The 17,916-nt window shown below is 71.4% G+C and carries 13 protein-coding genes and 2 pseudogenes; 13 read left to right on the plus strand and 2 right to left on the minus strand.

From position 1 onward, the window contains the following. Nucleotides 1-376: 376 nt before the first annotated feature. Nucleotides 377-583, minus strand: a complete 207-nt coding sequence (locus AB0N07_RS15810) for a hypothetical protein (RefSeq protein ID WP_365835188.1) — start codon at nt 581-583, stop codon at nt 377-379. Nucleotides 584-615: 32 nt separating this feature from the next. Then, a pseudogene (locus tag AB0N07_RS15815) lies at nt 616-852 on the minus strand (radical SAM protein); the annotation flags it as partial. A 179-nt stretch (nt 853-1,031) separates the two neighbouring features. Here AB0N07_RS15815 and AB0N07_RS15820 point away from each other — a divergent pair. The 13 genes and pseudogenes from AB0N07_RS15820 (at nt 1,032) to AB0N07_RS15880 (ending at nt 17,914) form a co-directional block, all read left to right on the plus strand. Next, nucleotides 1,032-1,475, plus strand: a complete 444-nt coding sequence (locus AB0N07_RS15820; RefSeq protein ID WP_365835190.1) for an SRPBCC family protein — start codon at nt 1,032-1,034, stop codon at nt 1,473-1,475. A 191-nt stretch (nt 1,476-1,666) separates the two neighbouring features. Beyond that, complete coding sequence (locus AB0N07_RS15825) at nt 1,667-4,006, plus strand: MFS transporter (RefSeq protein ID WP_365835393.1); 2,340 nt, start codon at nt 1,667-1,669, stop codon at nt 4,004-4,006. A gap of 153 nt (nt 4,007-4,159) precedes the next feature. Beyond that, a complete protein-coding gene (locus AB0N07_RS15830; RefSeq protein ID WP_365835192.1) occupies nt 4,160-6,673 on the plus strand; it encodes a SpoIIE family protein phosphatase in 2,514 nt (837 codons plus the stop codon). Between the two features lie 180 nt (nt 6,674-6,853). After that, the gene (locus AB0N07_RS15835; protein WP_365835194.1) at nt 6,854-7,579 is read left to right on the plus strand and encodes a class I SAM-dependent methyltransferase; all 726 of its coding nucleotides are present in this window, start codon (nt 6,854-6,856) and stop codon (nt 7,577-7,579) included. A gap of 154 nt (nt 7,580-7,733) precedes the next feature. Then, nucleotides 7,734-7,928: pseudogene (locus tag AB0N07_RS15840) on the plus strand (dienelactone hydrolase family protein); the annotation flags it as partial. Nucleotides 7,929-8,020: 92 nt separating this feature from the next. Continuing rightward, nucleotides 8,021-8,854: a M55 family metallopeptidase gene (locus tag AB0N07_RS15845; protein ID WP_365835196.1), complete on the plus strand. Its 834-nt coding sequence runs from the start codon at nt 8,021-8,023 to the stop codon at nt 8,852-8,854. After that, on the plus strand, nt 8,847-10,151 hold the full coding sequence (locus AB0N07_RS15850) for a M20/M25/M40 family metallo-hydrolase (protein ID WP_365835198.1): 1,305 nt from the start codon (nt 8,847-8,849) through the stop codon (nt 10,149-10,151). The genes AB0N07_RS15845 and AB0N07_RS15850 overlap by 8 nt, the downstream gene beginning before the upstream one ends. 17 nt (nt 10,152-10,168) lie before the next feature. Continuing rightward, a complete protein-coding gene (locus AB0N07_RS15855; protein WP_365835200.1) occupies nt 10,169-12,121 on the plus strand; it encodes a prolyl oligopeptidase family serine peptidase in 1,953 nt (650 codons plus the stop codon). Continuing rightward, entirely contained in the window at nt 12,118-13,041 is a 924-nt protein-coding gene (locus AB0N07_RS15860) for an LD-carboxypeptidase (protein ID WP_365835202.1), read from the plus strand. Before AB0N07_RS15855 ends, AB0N07_RS15860 begins: the two co-directional genes overlap by 4 nt. Nucleotides 13,042-13,184: 143 nt before the next feature. Further along, on the plus strand, nt 13,185-14,948 hold the full coding sequence (locus AB0N07_RS15865; RefSeq protein ID WP_365835204.1) for a CocE/NonD family hydrolase: 1,764 nt from the start codon (nt 13,185-13,187) through the stop codon (nt 14,946-14,948). 94 nt (nt 14,949-15,042) lie between these two features. Then, complete coding sequence (locus AB0N07_RS15870; RefSeq protein ID WP_365835206.1) at nt 15,043-15,231, plus strand: LapA family protein; 189 nt, start codon at nt 15,043-15,045, stop codon at nt 15,229-15,231. Between the two features lie 19 nt (nt 15,232-15,250). Then, nucleotides 15,251-15,817 carry a GNAT family protein gene (locus tag AB0N07_RS15875; protein WP_365835208.1) on the plus strand — a complete coding sequence of 189 codons (567 nt, stop codon included), beginning with the start codon at nt 15,251-15,253 and terminating at the stop codon, nt 15,815-15,817. Between the two features lie 168 nt (nt 15,818-15,985). Next, complete coding sequence (locus AB0N07_RS15880) at nt 15,986-17,914, plus strand: DUF5107 domain-containing protein (protein WP_365835210.1); 1,929 nt, start codon at nt 15,986-15,988, stop codon at nt 17,912-17,914. Nucleotides 17,915-17,916 lie beyond the last annotated feature (2 nt).

Consider the following 17,916-nt stretch of genomic DNA (forward strand, 5'->3'; position numbering starts at 1 on the left):
GATCTACCAGCGGTCCCGTTCGTCATTCACCGCAGGGCCAGCACGCCCACCCGCGCCTGGACAGCGCCCCAGCCAGCCTTAACTTCCCGGCCTTGCGGCAAGACCATGCTGTCCGTCGCGCTCGGGCGGGTGGCCCTGCCCATGCCCGCCCGCCCTCCCGGCGGCGCACCAAGGCCGCCTGCGCAGACACCCCGAGGTCGCCAGGGCTGTGACGATCACCCGGCTCTACCCCGGAGACGATGGGCGACGTAGCGTTCGGCCCGTGGGCCGTCCGACGACGGCCGGATCACAGGCTTCAGTCGGCCAGCGCATCGCATGCAGAGGTGTCCTGGGCGACTGACGCGTTCCTGAAGTGTGGCTGCTGCTGGTGCGCCGGCTACAGGCGCTTCGCTGTGCGGTCGCGCAGCAGCAGCCACTGACTTGCGTCGGCGTCGCCTGAGCGCGCGGCCGGTGGATTCAGCAGCACGGCGTAGGCCGTCCTCTCCGCCTTGGTCGCGGCGGCATACTGGACTGGCCCCTCCGGGGTCGGGAAGGACCTCGTCATGCCTTTCCATGCCTTGTCCGCGTTCGGAGTGCTGAGCATCGGCCCTCCCGGGCTCAATAGGGTCAGGCAGTGCAGTACACGCACGCGTGCGAGCAGCCGCGGTACGGATTCACCGTCCACTCGAAGGGCATGCGCGAGGCGCCCGGCACCCGGTTGATGATCGAGCGGGCCCGCACCTCGTGGAAGGTGATGCCACGGAACTCAGGCGTGTCGAAGGTGCGGCTCACCACCGCGTCCGCGCCGAACAGCGCGGCGTCCGCCGCCCGGCTGTGCCCGCCGGACTCCACTGTGAGGTTCTCCCACCGCATGACGCCTCCTCGGTAGCGCTGCCCCGAGTGAAACACGTGTTCGATTTCCCGTGCAAGGCCTGATTCCGATCGCTCCGCCGGCCCCGAAGGGCGTCCTCGGGCACCCCGATTTGGGCGGCCGTGGGCGGGGGTGGTTGGCTTGCCCCAACCCCGAGAGCAGCAAGTCCTGGAGGAAACCGATGGCGCAGGTCGAGGCCACTACCGAGCGGGTCGTCGCGGCAGACGCGGAGAAGGTGTTCGACGCCCTCGCCGACTACAGCGGCACGCGCGCGAAGCTGCTGCCCGAGCACTTCAGCGAGTACGAGGTGCGCGAGGGCGGCGACGGCGAGGGCACCCTCGTCCACTGGAGGCTCCAGGCCACCAGCAAGCGCGTGCGCGACTGCCTCCTGGAGGTCAGCGAGCCCACCGACGGCGAGCTCGTCGAGAAGGACCGCAACTCCTCCATGGTCACCACCTGGCGGGTCACTCCGGCAGGCGAGGGCAGGTCCCGCGTCGTCGTGACCACCGTCTGGAACGGCGCCGGCGGCATCGGCGGCTTCTTCGAGAAGACCTTCGCGCCCAAGGGCCTCGGCCGGATCTACGACGCCGTGCTGCAGAAGCTCGCCACCGAGGTCGAGAAGTAGGTACCTGCCGCTCGGGCGCCGTTGACGCCCCTCACCGGATCGAGTGGATCTCCTTGCGCCCCGCCGGTCTTCCGTAACTCGTCGCGCTTGCCCGTAGTTGCCGCCTTGAGCGGGATTGTGTGGCAGCGCGGCGAGGGGAGCGGTACGTGAGCGGGACGACGGTGCAGGGCGAACGGCGGGGCGGACCCGCCGTGGCGCCCCCGCAGGCCCCCGCCGCACCGGCCGGACCGGTCGAACTGAGCCCGCGCCGGGTGCGGTTGGTCTTCCTCGGGCTGATGCTGGCGCTGCTGCTCGCCGCACTGGAGCAGATGATCGTCGCCACCGCGCTCCCGAAGATCGTCGGCGAGCTGCACGGCCTGGACAGGATGTCCTGGGCGATCACCGCCTACCTCCTGACGGCCACCGTGGGCCTCCCGGTCTACGGCAAGCTCGGCGACCTGCTCGGCCGCAAGAGCGTCTTCCAGTTCGCCATCGTCGTCTTCGTGATCGGTGCCGCGCTCGCGGGCCGGGCGCAGAGCATGGACCAGCTGATCGCCTTCCGCGCGGTCCAGGGCGTCGGCGCGGGCGGGCTGATGATCGGCGTGCAGGCGATCATCGCGGACATCGTGCCGCCCCGTCGGCGCGGGCGGTTCATGGGTCTGATCGGCGCCGCGTTCGGCCTCGCGTCCGTGGCCGGCCCCTTGCTGGGCGGGTACTTCACGGACCACCTCTCCTGGCGCTGGTGCTTCTACTTCAACGTCCCCTTCGGCCTGGTCACCCTGGCCGTCGTCACCGTCGTACTGAAACTCCCGAGGCCGCAGGCCAAGGCGCGGCTCGACGTGCTCGGTGCGCTGCTGCTCGCCGCCGCGTCCACCTGCCTGGTACTGCTGACCAGTTGGGGCGGCACCGAGTACGCCTGGGACTCGCGGATGATCCTCGGACTCGGTGCGGGAGCAGCGGCCGCCGGCGTCCTCTTCCTCGTCGTCGAGCACTTCGCCGTCGAACCCCTCATCCCGCTGCGGCTGTTCAGGGACTCCGTCTTCAACGTCACCGGTCTGGTGGGCCTGGTGATCGGCGTCGCGCTGTTCGGCGCCGCCAGCTATCTGCCGACCTTTCTGCAGATGGTCGACGGGGCCTCCGCCACCGAGTCGGGCCTGCTGATGCTGCCCATGATGGGCGGCATCGTAGGCGCCTCGATCGTCTCCGGGCAGCTCATCAGCCGCACCGGGCGCTACAAGATCTATCCCGTTCTCGGCAGCGCCGTCTCCGTCGTCGGCATGTGGCTGCTCTCCCGCCTCCAGGTCGACACGCCACGACTGCACTACAGCCTCTGGATGGCCGTGCTCGGCGCCGGCATCGGCATGGTGATGCCGGTCCTGATCCTCGCCGTGCAGAACTCCGTGCGCCCCGCCGACCTCGGCACCGCCACCAGTGCCAACAACTACTTCCGGCAGATCGGCGGCAGCGTCGGCGCCGCGATCTTCGGCACCCTCTTCGCCGGCCGGCTCACCGACGCCCTGGAAAAACGGCTCCCCACGCGCGCGGGTGCACAGCTTCCCGACCCGGAGTCCATCACCCCGCAGCTCGTCCACGCACTGCCCGCGCCGCTGCGCGACGACTACATCCGCGCGTACGCCGACGCCATGCCCCGGATCTTCCTCTACCTGGTGCCGGTGCTCGCCCTCGGCCTGCTCATCGCGTTCTTCCTCAAGGAGAAACCCCTGGTGTCCTACAACGCCGCCGAAACCGAGCCCGCGGCCACCGCGATCCCGCACGCCCGTTCGCCGCACGCCGCCGGAGTCCCCGTCTGCGGCACGGTGCAGCACCCCGACGGGACCGTCGTCCCCCGCGCCGCGCTCACCCTCATCGACGCCACCGGACAGCAGATCGGGCGGGGCGCCAGTGGCGAGGACGGGCGGTACGCGCTGTCCACGCCCGGCACGGGGTCGTACGTCCTCATCGCCGCCGCGGGCGGCCACCAGCCGCAGGCCGTCTCCGTCACCGTGGGCGAGCGCCCCGTGGAGCTGGATGTCGTCCTCGGCGGCGCCGGACGCCTCGCCGGCGGTGTGCTCACCGCCGACGGCACCCCCGTGCGCGACGCCACCGTCACGCTCACCGACGTACGCGGCGAGGTCGTCGCCACCACCCGCAGTGGACGCGAGGGCGGCTACGTCATCACCGAGCTGGTGGCCGGCGAGTACACCCTCGCCGCGAGCGCGCCCGGATTCCGCCCGGCGGCGCTCCCCGTCACCGTCCAGGCCGCCCGCGAGACCCGCCAGGACGTCGAGCTCGCGGGCGGCGCCGTACTGCGCGGCACCGTGCGCACCAGCGGCGGGCGGCCCGTCGAGGACGCGCGCGTGACACTGCTCGACGCGGCGGGCAATGTGGTGGACACGCTCACCACCGGCCTCGACGGAACGTTCCGGTTCGTCGACCTGTCCTCCGGCGAGTACACCGTCATCGCGGCCGGTTACCCGCCGGTCGCCACCGTGCTCCAGGTCGCAAGAGGCGGACGGACCGAGCGGGATCTGCAGTTGGGCCACGAGGACTGACGTGGTGTCATACGCTCCGGCGCGCGCCCCCGCGCGCGAGGATCGTTCCGTTGCATCAATTCACGCATTGCCGCACATCACCACCGGGCCGAGCCGTACGGTGGAGTAGGCGGCACAGATCTTGCGGAGCCGTGGGGAGAGAGGGCCTGGGCCATGGACAATGGCACCGACCGTGGCACCGAGAGGGACACGCCTCCCAGCCGCGGAGCTGGGACCGGCGCGGCGACGGCATCCGCCGTGGCAGGCCGCATCCCGCTGGCCGTGGTCGTGGTGGACCGTGACGGCCTCGTCTCCCACTGGAGCAGGGGCGCGGGCCGGCTCTTCGGAGTTCCCAAGGACGACGCGATAGGCCGCGCCGCGCTGGACCTGCTGCCCGTCTCCGGCGCACTGCCCGAGGACGAGGACATCAGCCCGTACGGGTCGTACGGTGCGTACGACGGACTCGGCCCCGACCTGGAGTCGTCCCTCGACGGCAGGCTCTCCTACCCGGCCGCGGGCCGCGCCCGGCTCACCGTCCCGGAACACGACGTCGTCCACGCGCGCGTGGATGTGCTGTGGTGGGCGTACCCCCTGGTGGGCCCGGGGCGCGAGCGGCTGCTCGTGCTTGCCGCCGATACCGCGGGACTCCGCCAGGACGAACCTGACGGCAGCGAAGGGGACCTGGCGTTCGAGCGGATCGCACCCGGTTTCGCCCTGCACACGGACTTCCCCGGTGCCGAGGAGCTGGCCCGCAGGCTGCCCGAGATCCTGCCCAGCATGAGTGTCGACGAAAGCGCCCGCATCGTCGCGCAGGTCCTCGAACTGGGCTATCCGGTCCTGGAGTTCAGCCAGAACGACCGGGTACCGGTCACCCCGGACTGGGGCGTCCCGCGGCGCATCGAGCGCAAGGCCCGGCGCGAGCGGGCGGCGCGGGCGGCGGCCGAGGGCCTGCCGTTACCGCACGAACTCGCCGACGACGCCGAGGACCTCGAGTACGCCGCCGTACGCGAACACCTGGAGTTCCTCAACGAGGTCAGTGGGAAGATCGGCACCTCACTCGACCTGGCCACGACCATCATCGAGGTCAGCAAGGCCGTCGTCCCGCGCTTCACGGACGTCGCCGGCACCTATCTGCGCGAACAGGTCGTCGCCGGCGAGGGGTTCCCGGACGGCGTGCCGGACACGACCACGATGTGGCACCGGGTCGCCCTCGAGCACACCGACGAACCGGGCCGCTGGGACGACGTCGTCCCGGTCGGCGAAGCCATGCCCTTCCCGGCGCACACGCCGTTCTTCCAGTGCATGACCAGCGGCGAGCCCGTCCTGGTGCCGCGCATCAGCGAGGAGATGGGCCATGCCATCGCCTCGCAGTTCGAGAAGCGTGACATCCGGCCGCTCATCACCAACCGCTCCATGCTGATCGTGCCCCTGAAGGCACGCAACGTGGTGCTCGGCTTCATGATCCTGCTGCGCCACCCGGAGCGCGTCGAGTTCAACGACATGGACCGGGTCACCGGCGCCGAACTCGCCGCCCGCGCGGGCCTCGTGCTCGACAACGCGCGCATGTACACGTACCAGGAGTCCGTCGCCGAGGCCCTCCAGGACAGCATGCTGCCGCACATCCCGCCGCGCATGGCGGGCTGCGACATCGCCACCCGATATCTGCCGGGCACGCTCCTCGGCCGGGTCGGCGGCGACTGGTTCGACTCCGTGAAGCTGCCCGGTGCCCGCACCGCACTGGTCGTCGGCGACGTCATGGGCCACGGCCTCAACTCGGCCGCCATGATGGGACAGTTGCGTACGGCCGTGCAGACCATGGCCGCCCTCGACCTGCCGCCCGCCCAGCTCCTGCGCAACCTCGACGACCTCGCCCAGCGCCTCGGCGACACCTACCTGGCGACGTGTCTGTACGCCGTCTACGACCCGATCGCGAGCGAACTGCTCATCGCCAACGCAGGCCACATCCCGCCGGTGCTGGTCCGTGCCGGGGACGGCCGCAGCGAGCTGCTCGACCTGCCGACGGGTGCGCCCATCGGCGTCGGCGGAGTGCCCTTCGAAGCGGTACGCGTGCGCGTGGAGCCCGGGGACCGCATCGTGATGTGCACCGACGGACTGGTCGAGGTGCGCGGCGAGGACATCGGCGTGGGCCTCGCGACCCTCAGCGAGTCCGCCGCCCACCCGGCCGCCTCCATGGACGACGCGTGCGACTCCATCATCCGCGCCCTCGCTGCGACATTTTCAGAAGCGGGCCGCGGCGGCCGCAAGGACGACGTGGCTCTGCTGATGGCTCGCCTCAACGGCATCGAGCCGGACGACGTCGCCGAGTGGCGGCTGGCCCTCGATCCGATCGAGGTCGGCCGCGCGCGTGCCGTCGTCCGCGAACAGCTCCACGACTGGGGGCTCGCCAAACTGGCCCCCAACGCCGAGCTGTTGGTCAGCGAACTCGTCACCAACGCCGTACGGCACTCCCACAGCTGCCCCGTCGAACTGCGGCTCGTCCGCGGCGACACCCTGCTGTGCGAGGTGGACGACGACGACCATGACCTGCCGACCCTGCGCAGCGCCGGCCCGGAGGAGGAGTTCGGACGCGGACTGCGCGTGGTCAGCGCCCTCGCCCGCGAGTGGGGCACCAGCCGTACGAAGGCGGGCAAGACCGTCTGGTTCGAACTGACCCTGCCCCGGTGCTGACCGCACGACGGACACCTGCTGACTGCACATCAGGCAGGCCAGGGGCGCCCGGGGGCGCACGCCTCTCGAATGCGGAGTGAAGGAATGCGCCGCGCGCTTGTAGCCGTGACCGGGGCGCGATAGACCGTACTCGCCCGTCACTTGAATCGGGCCAGTACGTCGCACCCTGGGGAGTTGGGCATGAGCGTGACGAGTCGGTACCGCGAGGCCTGGGAGGGCTTCTGGCGTGCAGCCCCGGAGGAACAGGGGGCCGTGTTCTGGGACGCGGAGCCCACCCTGACCGTCGGGATACATCTGGTCCTGTTCGAACCGCACCTCGCCGATCCCAGCCTTGCGATGGTGGACCTCGGCTGCGGCAACGGCACCCAGACCCGTTTCCTCGCCGACCGCTTCAGGCGTGTGGTCGGCGCGGATCTGTCCGCTGCCGCCGTCGACCACGCCCGGCACGCCGACCCCGCCGGACAGGCGACGTACCGCGTGCTGGACGCCGTCGAGAAGAGTGAGACGGAGACGCTGCACGCCGAGATCGGCGACGCCAACGTCTATGTGCGCGGCGTCCTGCACCAGGCCGAACCGGACGACCGGCAGCCCATGGTGGACGGGATCGCCGCGTTGGTCGGGGAGCGCGGCCGGGTCTTCCTCGTCGAACTCTCCGAGGCCGCCAAGCCCGTCCTGCTGGGCCTGGCGCAGAGCCCCGCCGGACCACCGGCCAAGCTCGCACCGATCTTCCGGCACGGCATCGCCCCCGGTGAAGTCGCCGACGACGCCGTGCCCGAGTATCTGCGCACGGCCGGCCTCACCGTCCTCGCGAGCGGCGAACTCCCCTTGACCACCACCGAGTTCGACGCCGAAGGCAACCGGATCGTGCTGCCGTCCAAGTGGCTGGTGGCGGGGCGCACGAGCTGAGGGCATCGCACCGAGCCCGGCAGCCGGTCTACGTACAGCCGTACATGGGGGGAGCGGCCGGACGAGGGGCTGAGCCAGGAGGAGAGCCAGCGTTGGTTCTTCGAGACGCCCGGTGTCCCGGTCCCCGCCGCCCGCGTGAAGGAACTCACCTCCCATGACCGCCGACCAGGGAACCTCCGTCGACATCCCGACCTCCGACGCCTACCTCGCCCGCCCCGACGACAACGCCCCGCACCCCGCCGTCCTGCTCCAGCACCTGAGGTCGACGGCCGACCGCCTCGCCGCGGCCGGTTACATGGTCCTCGTCCCCGATGTCCTCTATCGCCATGGCCGCGCGCCTGTGGTCGAAGGCACCGGGTGGCGCTGCTGGACCTGTTCCGCCGTACGCTCTGACCTCTGCTTCCTGGCCGGTTTCCCCCGCGGCGCGTAACGTGGCGCTCCATGAAGATCCTGATCAGCGCCGACATGGAGGGCGCCACGGGGGTGACCTGGCCGGCCGACGTGCTGCCGGGGACACCGCAGTGGGAGCGGTGCCGTTCGATGTTCACCTCGGACGTCAATGCCGCCGTGCTGGGGTTCTTCGACGGCGGGGCGGACGAGGTCCTCGTCAACGAGGCCCACTGGACCATGCGCAACCTGCTCCTCGAGCAGCTCGACGAGCGGACGGAGATGCTCACCGGGCGGCACAAGTCCCTCTCCATGGTCGAGGGCGTGCAGCACGGGGACGTGGACGGCATCGCCTTCGTGGGCTATCACGCGGGTGCCGGGATGGAGGGCGTCCTGGCCCACACCTACCTCGCCAACTCCATCACCGGGGTGTGGCTGAACGACGTACGCGCCAGTGAGGGCCTGCTCAACGCGCATGTCGTCGCCGAGTACGGGGTGCCCGTCACCCTCGTCACCGGCGACGACGTGGCCTGCGAGGACGCCCTCGGGTATGCGCCCGAGGCGCTGAAGGTCGCCGTCAAGGACCATGTGTCGCGGTACGCGGCCGTGTGCCGTACGCCGGCCAGGACCGCATCCGACATCCGGGCCGCCGCCAAGGAGGCGGCTCGGCTGGCGGTCCGCCACCAGCCCGTCCAGGCGGGGCCGTTCACCGTCGCGCTCGAATTCGACGCCGAGCATCTCGCCATGGCCGCCACCGTCGTGCCGGGCGTCGGCCGGATCGGGGAGCGGAAAGTGGCGTACACCAGCGAGACGATGTACGAGGGGATCCGTACCTTCAAGGCGGTCACCACGATCGTCTCGGCCGCCGTGGAGGAGCAGTATGGCTGACCAGCAGGCTCTGGACGAGGTCGTGAAGTTCACCTCTGACCTCATCCGCATCGACACCACCAACCGCGGCGGCGGCGACTGCCGGGAGCGGCCCGCCGCCGAGTACGCCGCCGAGCAACTGGCCGGCGCGGGCCTCGAACCCACGATGCTGGAGCGCACCGAGGGGCGCACGAATGTCGTCGCGCGCATCGAGGGGACCGACCCGGCCGCCGACGCGCTGCTCCTTCACGGTCACCTGGACGTCGTACCCGCCAGGGCCGACGACTGGACCGTGCACCCCTTCTCCGGAGAGGTCCGCGACGGGGTGGTGTGGGGCCGCGGCGCCGTCGACATGAAGAACATGGACGCCATGATCCTGGCCGTGCTGCGGAGCTGGGCGCGGCAGGGTGTGCGGCCCCGGCGTGACATCGTCGTCGCCTTCACCGCCGACGAGGAGGACAGCGCCCGCGACGGTTCCGGGTTCCTCGCCGATCAGCACCCGGGGCTGTTCGAGGGGTGCACCGAGGGTGTCAGCGAGTCGGGGGCGTTCACCTTCCACGACGGCAGCGGGCGGCAGATCTACCCGATCGCGGCCGGTGAGCGCGGCACGGGCTGGCTGAAGCTGACCGCGCGCGGGCGGGCCGGACACGGCTCCAAGGTGAACAGGGAGAACGCGGTCACCCGTCTCGCCGCCGCGGTCACCCGCATCGGTGAGCACGAGTGGCCGCTGCGGCCGACACCGACCGTGTGGGCCGCTCTGACCGAACTCGCCGCGCTCTACGGCCTCGACGTCGACCTGGACGACATCGACGGGCTGCTGGGAAAGCTCGGTCCGGCCGCGGGGCTCGTCGAGGCGACCGTCCGCAACAGCGCCAACCCGACCATGCTGGACGCGGGTTACAAGGTCAATGTGATCCCCGGGGAAGCCGTCGCGTATGTCGACGGGCGGTATCTGCACGGCGGCGAGGACGAGTTCCGCACGACCCTTGACCAGCTCACCGGACCCGACGTGGACTGGGAGTTCCACCACCGTGAGGTGGCCCTCCAGGCGCCGCTGGACTCGCCGACGTACGCGAAGATGCGTGCTGCCGTGGAGGAGTTCGCGCCCGAGGGGCACGTGGTGCCGTACTGCATGTCGGGCGGCACGGACGCCAAGCAGTTCTCGCGGCTCGGCATCACCGGGTACGGCTTCACACCGCTGAGGCTCCCGGAGGGCTACGACTACCAGGCCATGTTCCACGGGGTCGACGAGCGGGTCCCGGTCGAGGCGCTGCACTTCGGTGTCCGCGTCCTCGACCGCTTCCTGCGGACGGCCTAGGCGAGTTGGGGGAGAACGTGCAGAGACTGCCGTACGGTTCCTGGCCCTCGCCCATCGACGCGGCGCTCGCCGCCGCGCACGACGGGCGGCCCGAGTACGTGGGCTTCGTGGGCGACGAGGCGTGGTGGACCGAGCCACGCCCCACCGAGGGCGGCCGCCGCACCCTGGTGCGGCGGCGCGCCGACGGCGAGGAGGAGCCGCTGCTGCCCGCACCCTGGAACGTCCGCAGCCGCGTCATCGAGTACGGCGGACAGCCCTGGGCCGGGACGGTCGTGGACGGACGGCCGCTCGTGGTGTTCGTGAACTTCGCCGACCAGCGGCTCTACCGTTACGAGCCCGGAAGCGAACCGCGGCCCCTCACACCCGTGTCGCTCGTGGGCGGCGGACTGCGCTGGGTGGAGCCGCAGTTGCACGTGCAGCGGGGCGAAGTGTGGTGCGTGTTGGAGGAGTTCACCGGCGACGGACCCACCGATGTGCGCCGCGTCCTGGCCGCGGTGCCGCTGGACGGCTCGGCGGCCCAGGACCGGGATGCCGTGCGCGAGCTCACCGACGACCGGCACCGGTTCGTCACCGGTCCCCGTGTCTCGCCCGACGGGCGCAGCGCGGTCTGGCTCGCCTGGGACCATCCGCTGATGCCGTGGGACGGCACGGAACTGGTCCTGGCCCAGGTCGCCGAGGACGGCACCCTGCGGGAGGCACGCACGCTCGCCGGCGGTCCGGACGAGTCGATCGCCCAGGCGGACTGGGCCCCGGACGGCTCGCTCCTCTACGCGAGCGACCGCACCGGCTGGTGGAACCTCTACCGTGACGGCGTCCCCCTCTGTCCGCGTGAGGAGGAGTTCGGCGGGCCGCTGTGGAAGCTCGGACAGCGCTGGTTCGCCCCGCTGGACAGCGGACTGATCGCCGTGGTGCACGGCCGCGGCGCCACCGCGCTCGGCATCCTCGACCCGGAGACCGGCGAGGTCGTCGACGCAGCCGGGCCGTGGACCGAGTTCGCGTCCACGCTCGCGGCGCACGGCGAGCGTGTCGTCACCGTCGGAGCGAGCCCGCGCAGCGCGTACGAGGTGGTGGAGCTCGACACCCGGGCCGGCCGGGCCCGCGTGATCGGCGCCGAGCACGAGGACGCGGTCGACCCCGCCTACTATCCCGAACCTCAGATCCGCACCTTCACCGGCCCCGCCGGGCGCGACATCCACGCGCACATCTACCCGCCGCACAACCCGCGCTGCATCTCGCCCGGCGACGAGCTGCCGCCGTACGTCGTCTGGGTGCACGGCGGCCCCACCAGCCGGGCGCCGCTCGTGCTCGACCTGGAGATCGCCTACTTCACCTCCCGGGGCATCGGTGTCGCCGAGGTGAACTACGGCGGCTCGACCGGGCACGGGCGCGAGTACCGCAACCGGCTGCGCGAGCAGTGGGGCGTGGTCGACGTCGAGGACTGCGCGGCCGTCGCGCTCGCCCTCGCCGACGAGGGCACCGCCGACCGCGAGCGGCTCGCGATCCGTGGTGGCAGCGCGGGCGGCTGGACCTCGGCCGCCTCCCTCGCCGCCACCGACGTCTACGCCTGCGGCACGATCCTCTACCCCATCCTCGACCTGGCCGGCTGGGGCTCGGGGGAGACCCACGACTTCGAGTCGCAGTACCTGGAAACCCTGGTCGGGCCGCTCGCCGAGGTGCCCGGCCGGTACGCGGAGCGCTCGCCCGCCGAGCACGCCGACCGCATCACCGCACCCTTCCTGCTGCTGCAGGGCCTGGACGACGTGATCTGCCCGCCCGCCCAGTGCGAACGGTTCCTGGCGCGGATGGAGGGCAGGCGGGTGCCGCACGCGTACCTCGCCTTCGAGGGGGAGGGGCACGGGTTCCGGCGGGCGGAGACCATGATCCGTGTCCTGGAGTCCGAACTCTCCCTCTACGCCCAGGTCTTCGGGCTGAGCCCGCGCGGTGTCCCCACATTGGAGCTGACCAAGTGAGAGAACTCCTGCGCCCGTCCCGGCTGGCCCCCGGCGCCCGTGTGGCCGTCGTCGCGCCCAGCGGTCCGGTGCCGGAGGAGCGGGTGCAGGCCGGTCTCGACGTGCTGCGGGGATGGGACCTCGACCCGTTGGTGGCACCCCATGTGCCGGACCGGCACGGCCAGTTCGACTACCTGGCGGGCACGGACGCCGACCGGGCCGCCGATCTGCAGGCCGCCTGGTGCGACCCCTCGGTGGACGCGGTGCTGTGTGCGCGGGGCGGGTACGGGGCGCAGCGGATGGTCGACCTGCTCGACTGGGACGCGATGCGGGCCGCCGGGCCCAAGGTGTTCGTGGGCTTCAGCGACATCACGGTGTTGCACCAGGCGTTCGCCAACCGGCTGGGCCTGGTCACCCTGCACGGACCGGCGGCCGCCGGGATCGACTTCATCAAGCACGCCCGTGCGCAGGAACACCTCAAAGCCACCCTGTTCGCTCCGGAGAGGGTCCGCACCCTCGTCTCCGCCGGCACCGCTCTGGTGACGGGGCGGGCCCGGGGCGTCACGCTGGGCGGATGTCTGAGCATGCTCGCCTCCGACCTCGGGACGCCACACGCCCACGAGGGTGCCCGCGGTGGGCTGCTGCTGATCGAGGACGTCGGCGAACGGGCGTACCGCATCGACCGGATGCTGACCCAGCTGCTGCGCAGTGGATGGCTCGACGGCGTCAACGGGATCGCGCTCGGGTCGTGGGTGAAGTGCGGTCCCTACGAGGAAGTGCGCGCCGTCCTCGCGGACCGGCTCGGGGACTTCGGCGTGCCCGTCGTCGAGGAGTTCGGCTTCGGCCACTGCGAGGGCGCGCTGACCATCCCCTTCGGTGTGCGGGCCGAACTCGACGCCGAAGCGGGCACCTTGACGCTCGACGAGCCTGCCCTTCTCTGAGCCGAACGGGCGATCGTCTTCACTGAATATCCGTCAAGAACACTCGTCTGGGCGATTGACCTCGTATAACGCGTGTCACACCATGACAAGCGGTGGTTACTTACTGGTCGGTAAGCAGGGCTGTCCTGAGTGTGGAGGTCTCAGTGTCCCGACGCGTGTTCAGATCCCGGGCTCCGCTCGCTCTCGCCCTGGGCGCGGCGCTCGCCGCGCCCCAGGCACTCACCCCTCCCGTGTCCGCGGCAGGCCAGTACAGCGTCACGGCACTGAAGTTCACCGTCCAGGCCGGCGGCCGCCGCTGCGCCGTCGACGCCGACCTTTACCGCCCGGCGGGCGTCGACAGCTCCCACCGGGCCCCGGCCGTGCTCGCCACGAACGGCTTCGGCGGCAGCAAGTCCGACGGCACCACCGACGCCATCGGCAAGGCCCTGGCCTCGCGCGGCTATGTGTCCCTGATCTACTCCGGGCTCGGCTTCGGCCGCTCCGGCTGTCTGATCTCGCTCGACGACCCGGGCATCGACGGCACCGCTGCCTCCCGGCTGATCGACTTCCTGGGCGGCAAGCGCGCCGCCGACGACGGCACCAGGGCCGACTTCGTCACCCTTGACGGAGCGGGCGACCCGCGGGTCGGCATGATCGGCGGCTCGTACGGCGGTGCCATCCAGCTGGCGACGGCCGCCGTCGACCACCGGGTGGACGCGCTGATCCCCCTGGTCACCTGGAACAACCTCGCCTACGCGCTGGACCCGAACAACGCCGGCGGCACCGTACCCGGCGCCTTCAAGTGGCAGTGGACCAACGGGTTCTACCTCCTCGGCGAGGGCCAGACGCTCACGCAGCCGAACCTCGACCCCTCCCGGATCAACTCCCTCACCTGTCTGCACTTCGTCACCCGGGCCTGCGCCACCATCCGCACCCTGAACTCCGGCAGCTACCGCGCGGGCCCCACCGCCGCGATGCTCGCCTACGCCCACAGCGTCTCCCCGGCGGCGTACCTGAACCGGGTCCAGGCGCCCACCCTGCTGATCCAGGGGCAGGCCGACAGCCTCTTCAACCTCAACGAGGCGACCGCGACGTACAAGACACTCAAGGCCCAGGGCACTCCCGCCGCGATGATCTGGCAGTCCTGGGGGCACAGCGGCGGCATGGTGGACGGTGAACTCAACCTCGCCCAGGGCAACTTGGACGCCAGTTATGTCGGCAGGCGGATCCTGTCCTGGTTCGACCACTACCTCCGGGGGCAGCACAGCGACACCGGACCGGCCTTCGCCTACTACCGCGACTGGATCACCGACCCCGCCCACGCATACGCCACGGCCGACCACCTGCCCGCCCTCAGCCGGAAGCTGTATCTCTCCGGAGACGGCAAACTCGTCGACAACGGCAAGAAGGTGGCCCTGGGCAGCCGTACGTACGCCAACCAGCTGACTCCCACCAGCCATTCCGAGACCTCGCTGGCCGCGCTCGGCGGGCTGCCGGACCCCGCGCCGTTCGACACCGAGGGCACCTACCTCGCCTGGACCGGCGAACCGCTCACCCGCACCACCGATGTGGTCGGCGCCCCGCGGGCCACGCTCCGGGTCGACTCCCCGCAGGCCGCGAAGGCCCAGGACTCCGACAACGCCGCCGACCGGCTCGTCCTGTTCGCCAAGCTGTACGACCTCGCGCCCGACGGCACCAAGACGCTGGTGCACCGGCTGGTCGCGCCGGTCCGGGTACCGGATGTGACCAGGAGCTTCACCGTGAGCCTGCCGGGCATCGTGCACCGGTACCAGAAGGGGCACCGGCTGCAGTTCGTGATCGCGGCGAGCGACGACGCGTACTTCGGCAACCGTGGGATCAAGGCGGTGACCGTGGCGAGCGCGCCCGGGAACACCGGCGTGCTGGAGCTGCCCGTGCTCGGCGGGTGAGTCGCCCCGCGGGCGCTCCTCGCCGTGCGCAAGGGGGTCTTCGGGCGCATCCTGGTGGCATGAGCCCGAAGACCTCCGAGCCGGGTGCCAGGCGGTGACGCCCGGCCGGGTGACCGTCCTGCTGCTCGCCGTCTTCGCCCTGACCTTCATCTTCCAGAACACCCGCCCAACCAGGATCCGCCTCCTGGTCCCCGAGGTCACGATGCCCCTGTCGACGGCACTGCTCGTCGCGGCGGCGATCGGTTCGTTCCTCGGGGCGTATTTCATGAGGCGGACGCGTTAGACCGCCGTAGGGTGGCGGGATGCCGCACACCGCATCCGGTTACCTCGCCGAAGGCCCCCGCGTGGGTATACGTCACTTCACCTACGAGGACGGTGCCGAGTTCACCGCCCGTGCCCGCGAGAGCAAGGACCTGCACCACCCCTGGCTGTTCCCGCCGGACACCGCGGGCGCGTACACCGCGTACGCGGGCCGGCTGATCGAGGACCCGACCAAGGCCGGGTTCCTCGTCTGCGAGAAGGACGGTGCGCAGGGGGCCGGGGCCATCGCCGGGTACATCAACATCAACAACATCGTCGAGGGCGGCTTCCAGTGCGGCGCGCTCGGCTACGGCGCCTTCGCGCACGCCGCCGGGCGCGGGCTGATGCGGGAGGGCCTTGACCTGGTGGTGGGGTACGCGTTCGGGCCGATGCGGTTGCATCGGCTGGAGATCAATGCGCAGCCGCAGAACACGGCGTCCGTTGCGCTGGCGCGCGCGTGTGGTTTTCGGCTTGAGGGGTTCTCGCCGAAGATGATTTTTATTGACGGGGACTGGCGGGATCATGAGCGTTGGGCGATCACCGCCGAGATGCGGGGCGCTTCGCTCTGATTGCAGCGACGGGTTGTCGTTTGTCTGCTGCGCCTCGTGGTTGATCGCGCTCACGCGGCGGAGCCGCACATGGATACAGCCCCGCGCCCCTGCGGGGCGCTGCCAGTTCCCCCTTTGCGGAATCCTGACCGGTAGGGCCCCTGGCCGGCTCACCGGTGAGCGGCTTCCATGGTGATCGTGACGAGCATCCGACGTGAGGTACTGACGTTGCCCGCCGCGGAGTTGGGGCCGGACAATCCGCTGCCCCCGTTGCGGCTGCTGCACGGGGTTCACCGCATCGAGGACCGGGACCGGGACGAGCTGCCGCGGGAGATGGCCCGGCAGGTCGGCTACGAACCGCTGCGCAGTCTGCTGCCGGTGCGGGTCCGGGACGGGTACGGGCGGGCGCGTGAACCCCGCGACTTCGACGCCCTCGTGATCGAGAACGGCCGACTGCGCGCCACCGTGCTGCCCGGGCTCGGCGGCCGTGTCGCCTCCCTCCTGCACAAGCCGACCGGCCGTGAACTCCTGTACCGCAACCCGGTGTTCCAGCCGGCCGACTTCGCCCTCAACGGCGCCTGGTTCTCCGGCGGCATCGAATGGAACATCGGCGCCACCGGCCACACCACCCTCTCCTGTTCCCCGCTGCACGCCGCCCGCGTCCCTGCCCCCGACGGCGGCGAGATGCTCCGGCTGTGGGAGTGGGAGCGGCTGCGCGACCTGCCCTTCCAGGTCGACCTGTGGCTGCCGGAGGACTCCGGCTTCCTGTACGTCGGCGTGCGCATCCGCAACCCGCACGAGCGGCCCGTGCCGGCCTACTGGTGGTCCAACATCGCCGTACCGGAGGAGCGCCGGGTGCTGGCGCCCGCCGAGGAGGCCTGGCAGTTCGGGTACGAGCGGCGTCTGCGGAAGGTGCCCGCACCGTCGTGCGCCGAGGTGCAGCGACTCCCTTACGCCGCGGACTACTTCTACGACCTGCCCGATGAGCGACGGCGCTGGATCGCCGCCCTCGACGAGGACGGGCACGGTCTGGTGCAGACCTCCACAGACCTGCTGCGCGGACGCAAGCTGTTCGTCTGGGGTAAGGGACCCGGCGGGCGCCGCTGGCAGCAATGGCTCACCGAACCCGGCACGGGCGGCTACTCGGAGATCCAGGCCGGGCTAGCCCGCACCCAGCTGGAGCATGTACGGCTGGAACCGGAGAGCGAGGTGTCGTGGCTGGAGGCCTACGGCCCGCTCAGCTCCCCGGAGGCCGCCGACGAAGTGGAGGCGCGTCTGGAAGCCGCCCTCCCGCGCGCCGACGTCGACTCCGCCCACGCCGCCTGGAAGCCGCACGCCGACGCCGAACCCGGCGAGATCCTCGCCGTGGGCTCCGGCTGGGGCGCCCTCGAAGTGCTGCGCGCCGACTGGAAGCTGCCCGGCACGCCCTTCGACGAAAGCACGCTCGGCGAGGCCCAGGAGCCCTGGCGGCAACTGCTGCGGACCGGTGCCTTCCCCGAGCCGCGCCGGGTGCGGCCCCCCGGCGAGACGCTGGTCGCCCCGCACTGGCGGGACATGCTGGAGACCGCGCCCGCGACCCCGCTCACCGAGTACCACCTCGGTGTCGCCCAGTGGCACGCCGGCGACCGGGCGCAGGCGGTGCGCAGCTGGGAGCGGGCCCTCGGACTCGCCCCGTCGCTCTGGCCGTTGCTGCGCTGCCTCGCCGTCGCCGACCAGGAGAGCGGCAACCACGAACGGGCCGCGGACCGGTACGCGGACGCCTTCGACGACCTGTGCCACGAGCGGCGCGACGGCGGGGAACGCTGGACGGCGGCCACGGCCGCGCTGGGCCGCGAGGCGATCGAGGCACTGCTCGCCGTACGCCGCACCGCTCAGGCGCGCGGGGTCTGGGAACGGCTGCACCCCGCAACCCGGGCGCGCGGCCGGTTCCGGCTTATCGAGGCGGGGCTGCTGCTGGCGGAGGGGCTGCGGGAGGAGGCCCTGGACGTCTTCCGGGCGGGCTTCGAGGTCGCCGACCTGCGGGAGGGAGCGGAGGCGATCGGCCGCCTGTGGTCGAGACTGACCGACGATCCGCTCCCGGCCCACTACGACTTCCGTATGCGACCGCCGGAGGCGTGAGG

It is taken from the genome of Streptomyces sp. NPDC051172 (assembly GCF_040682555.1).
Lineage (GTDB): Bacteria > Actinomycetota > Actinomycetes > Streptomycetales > Streptomycetaceae > Streptomyces.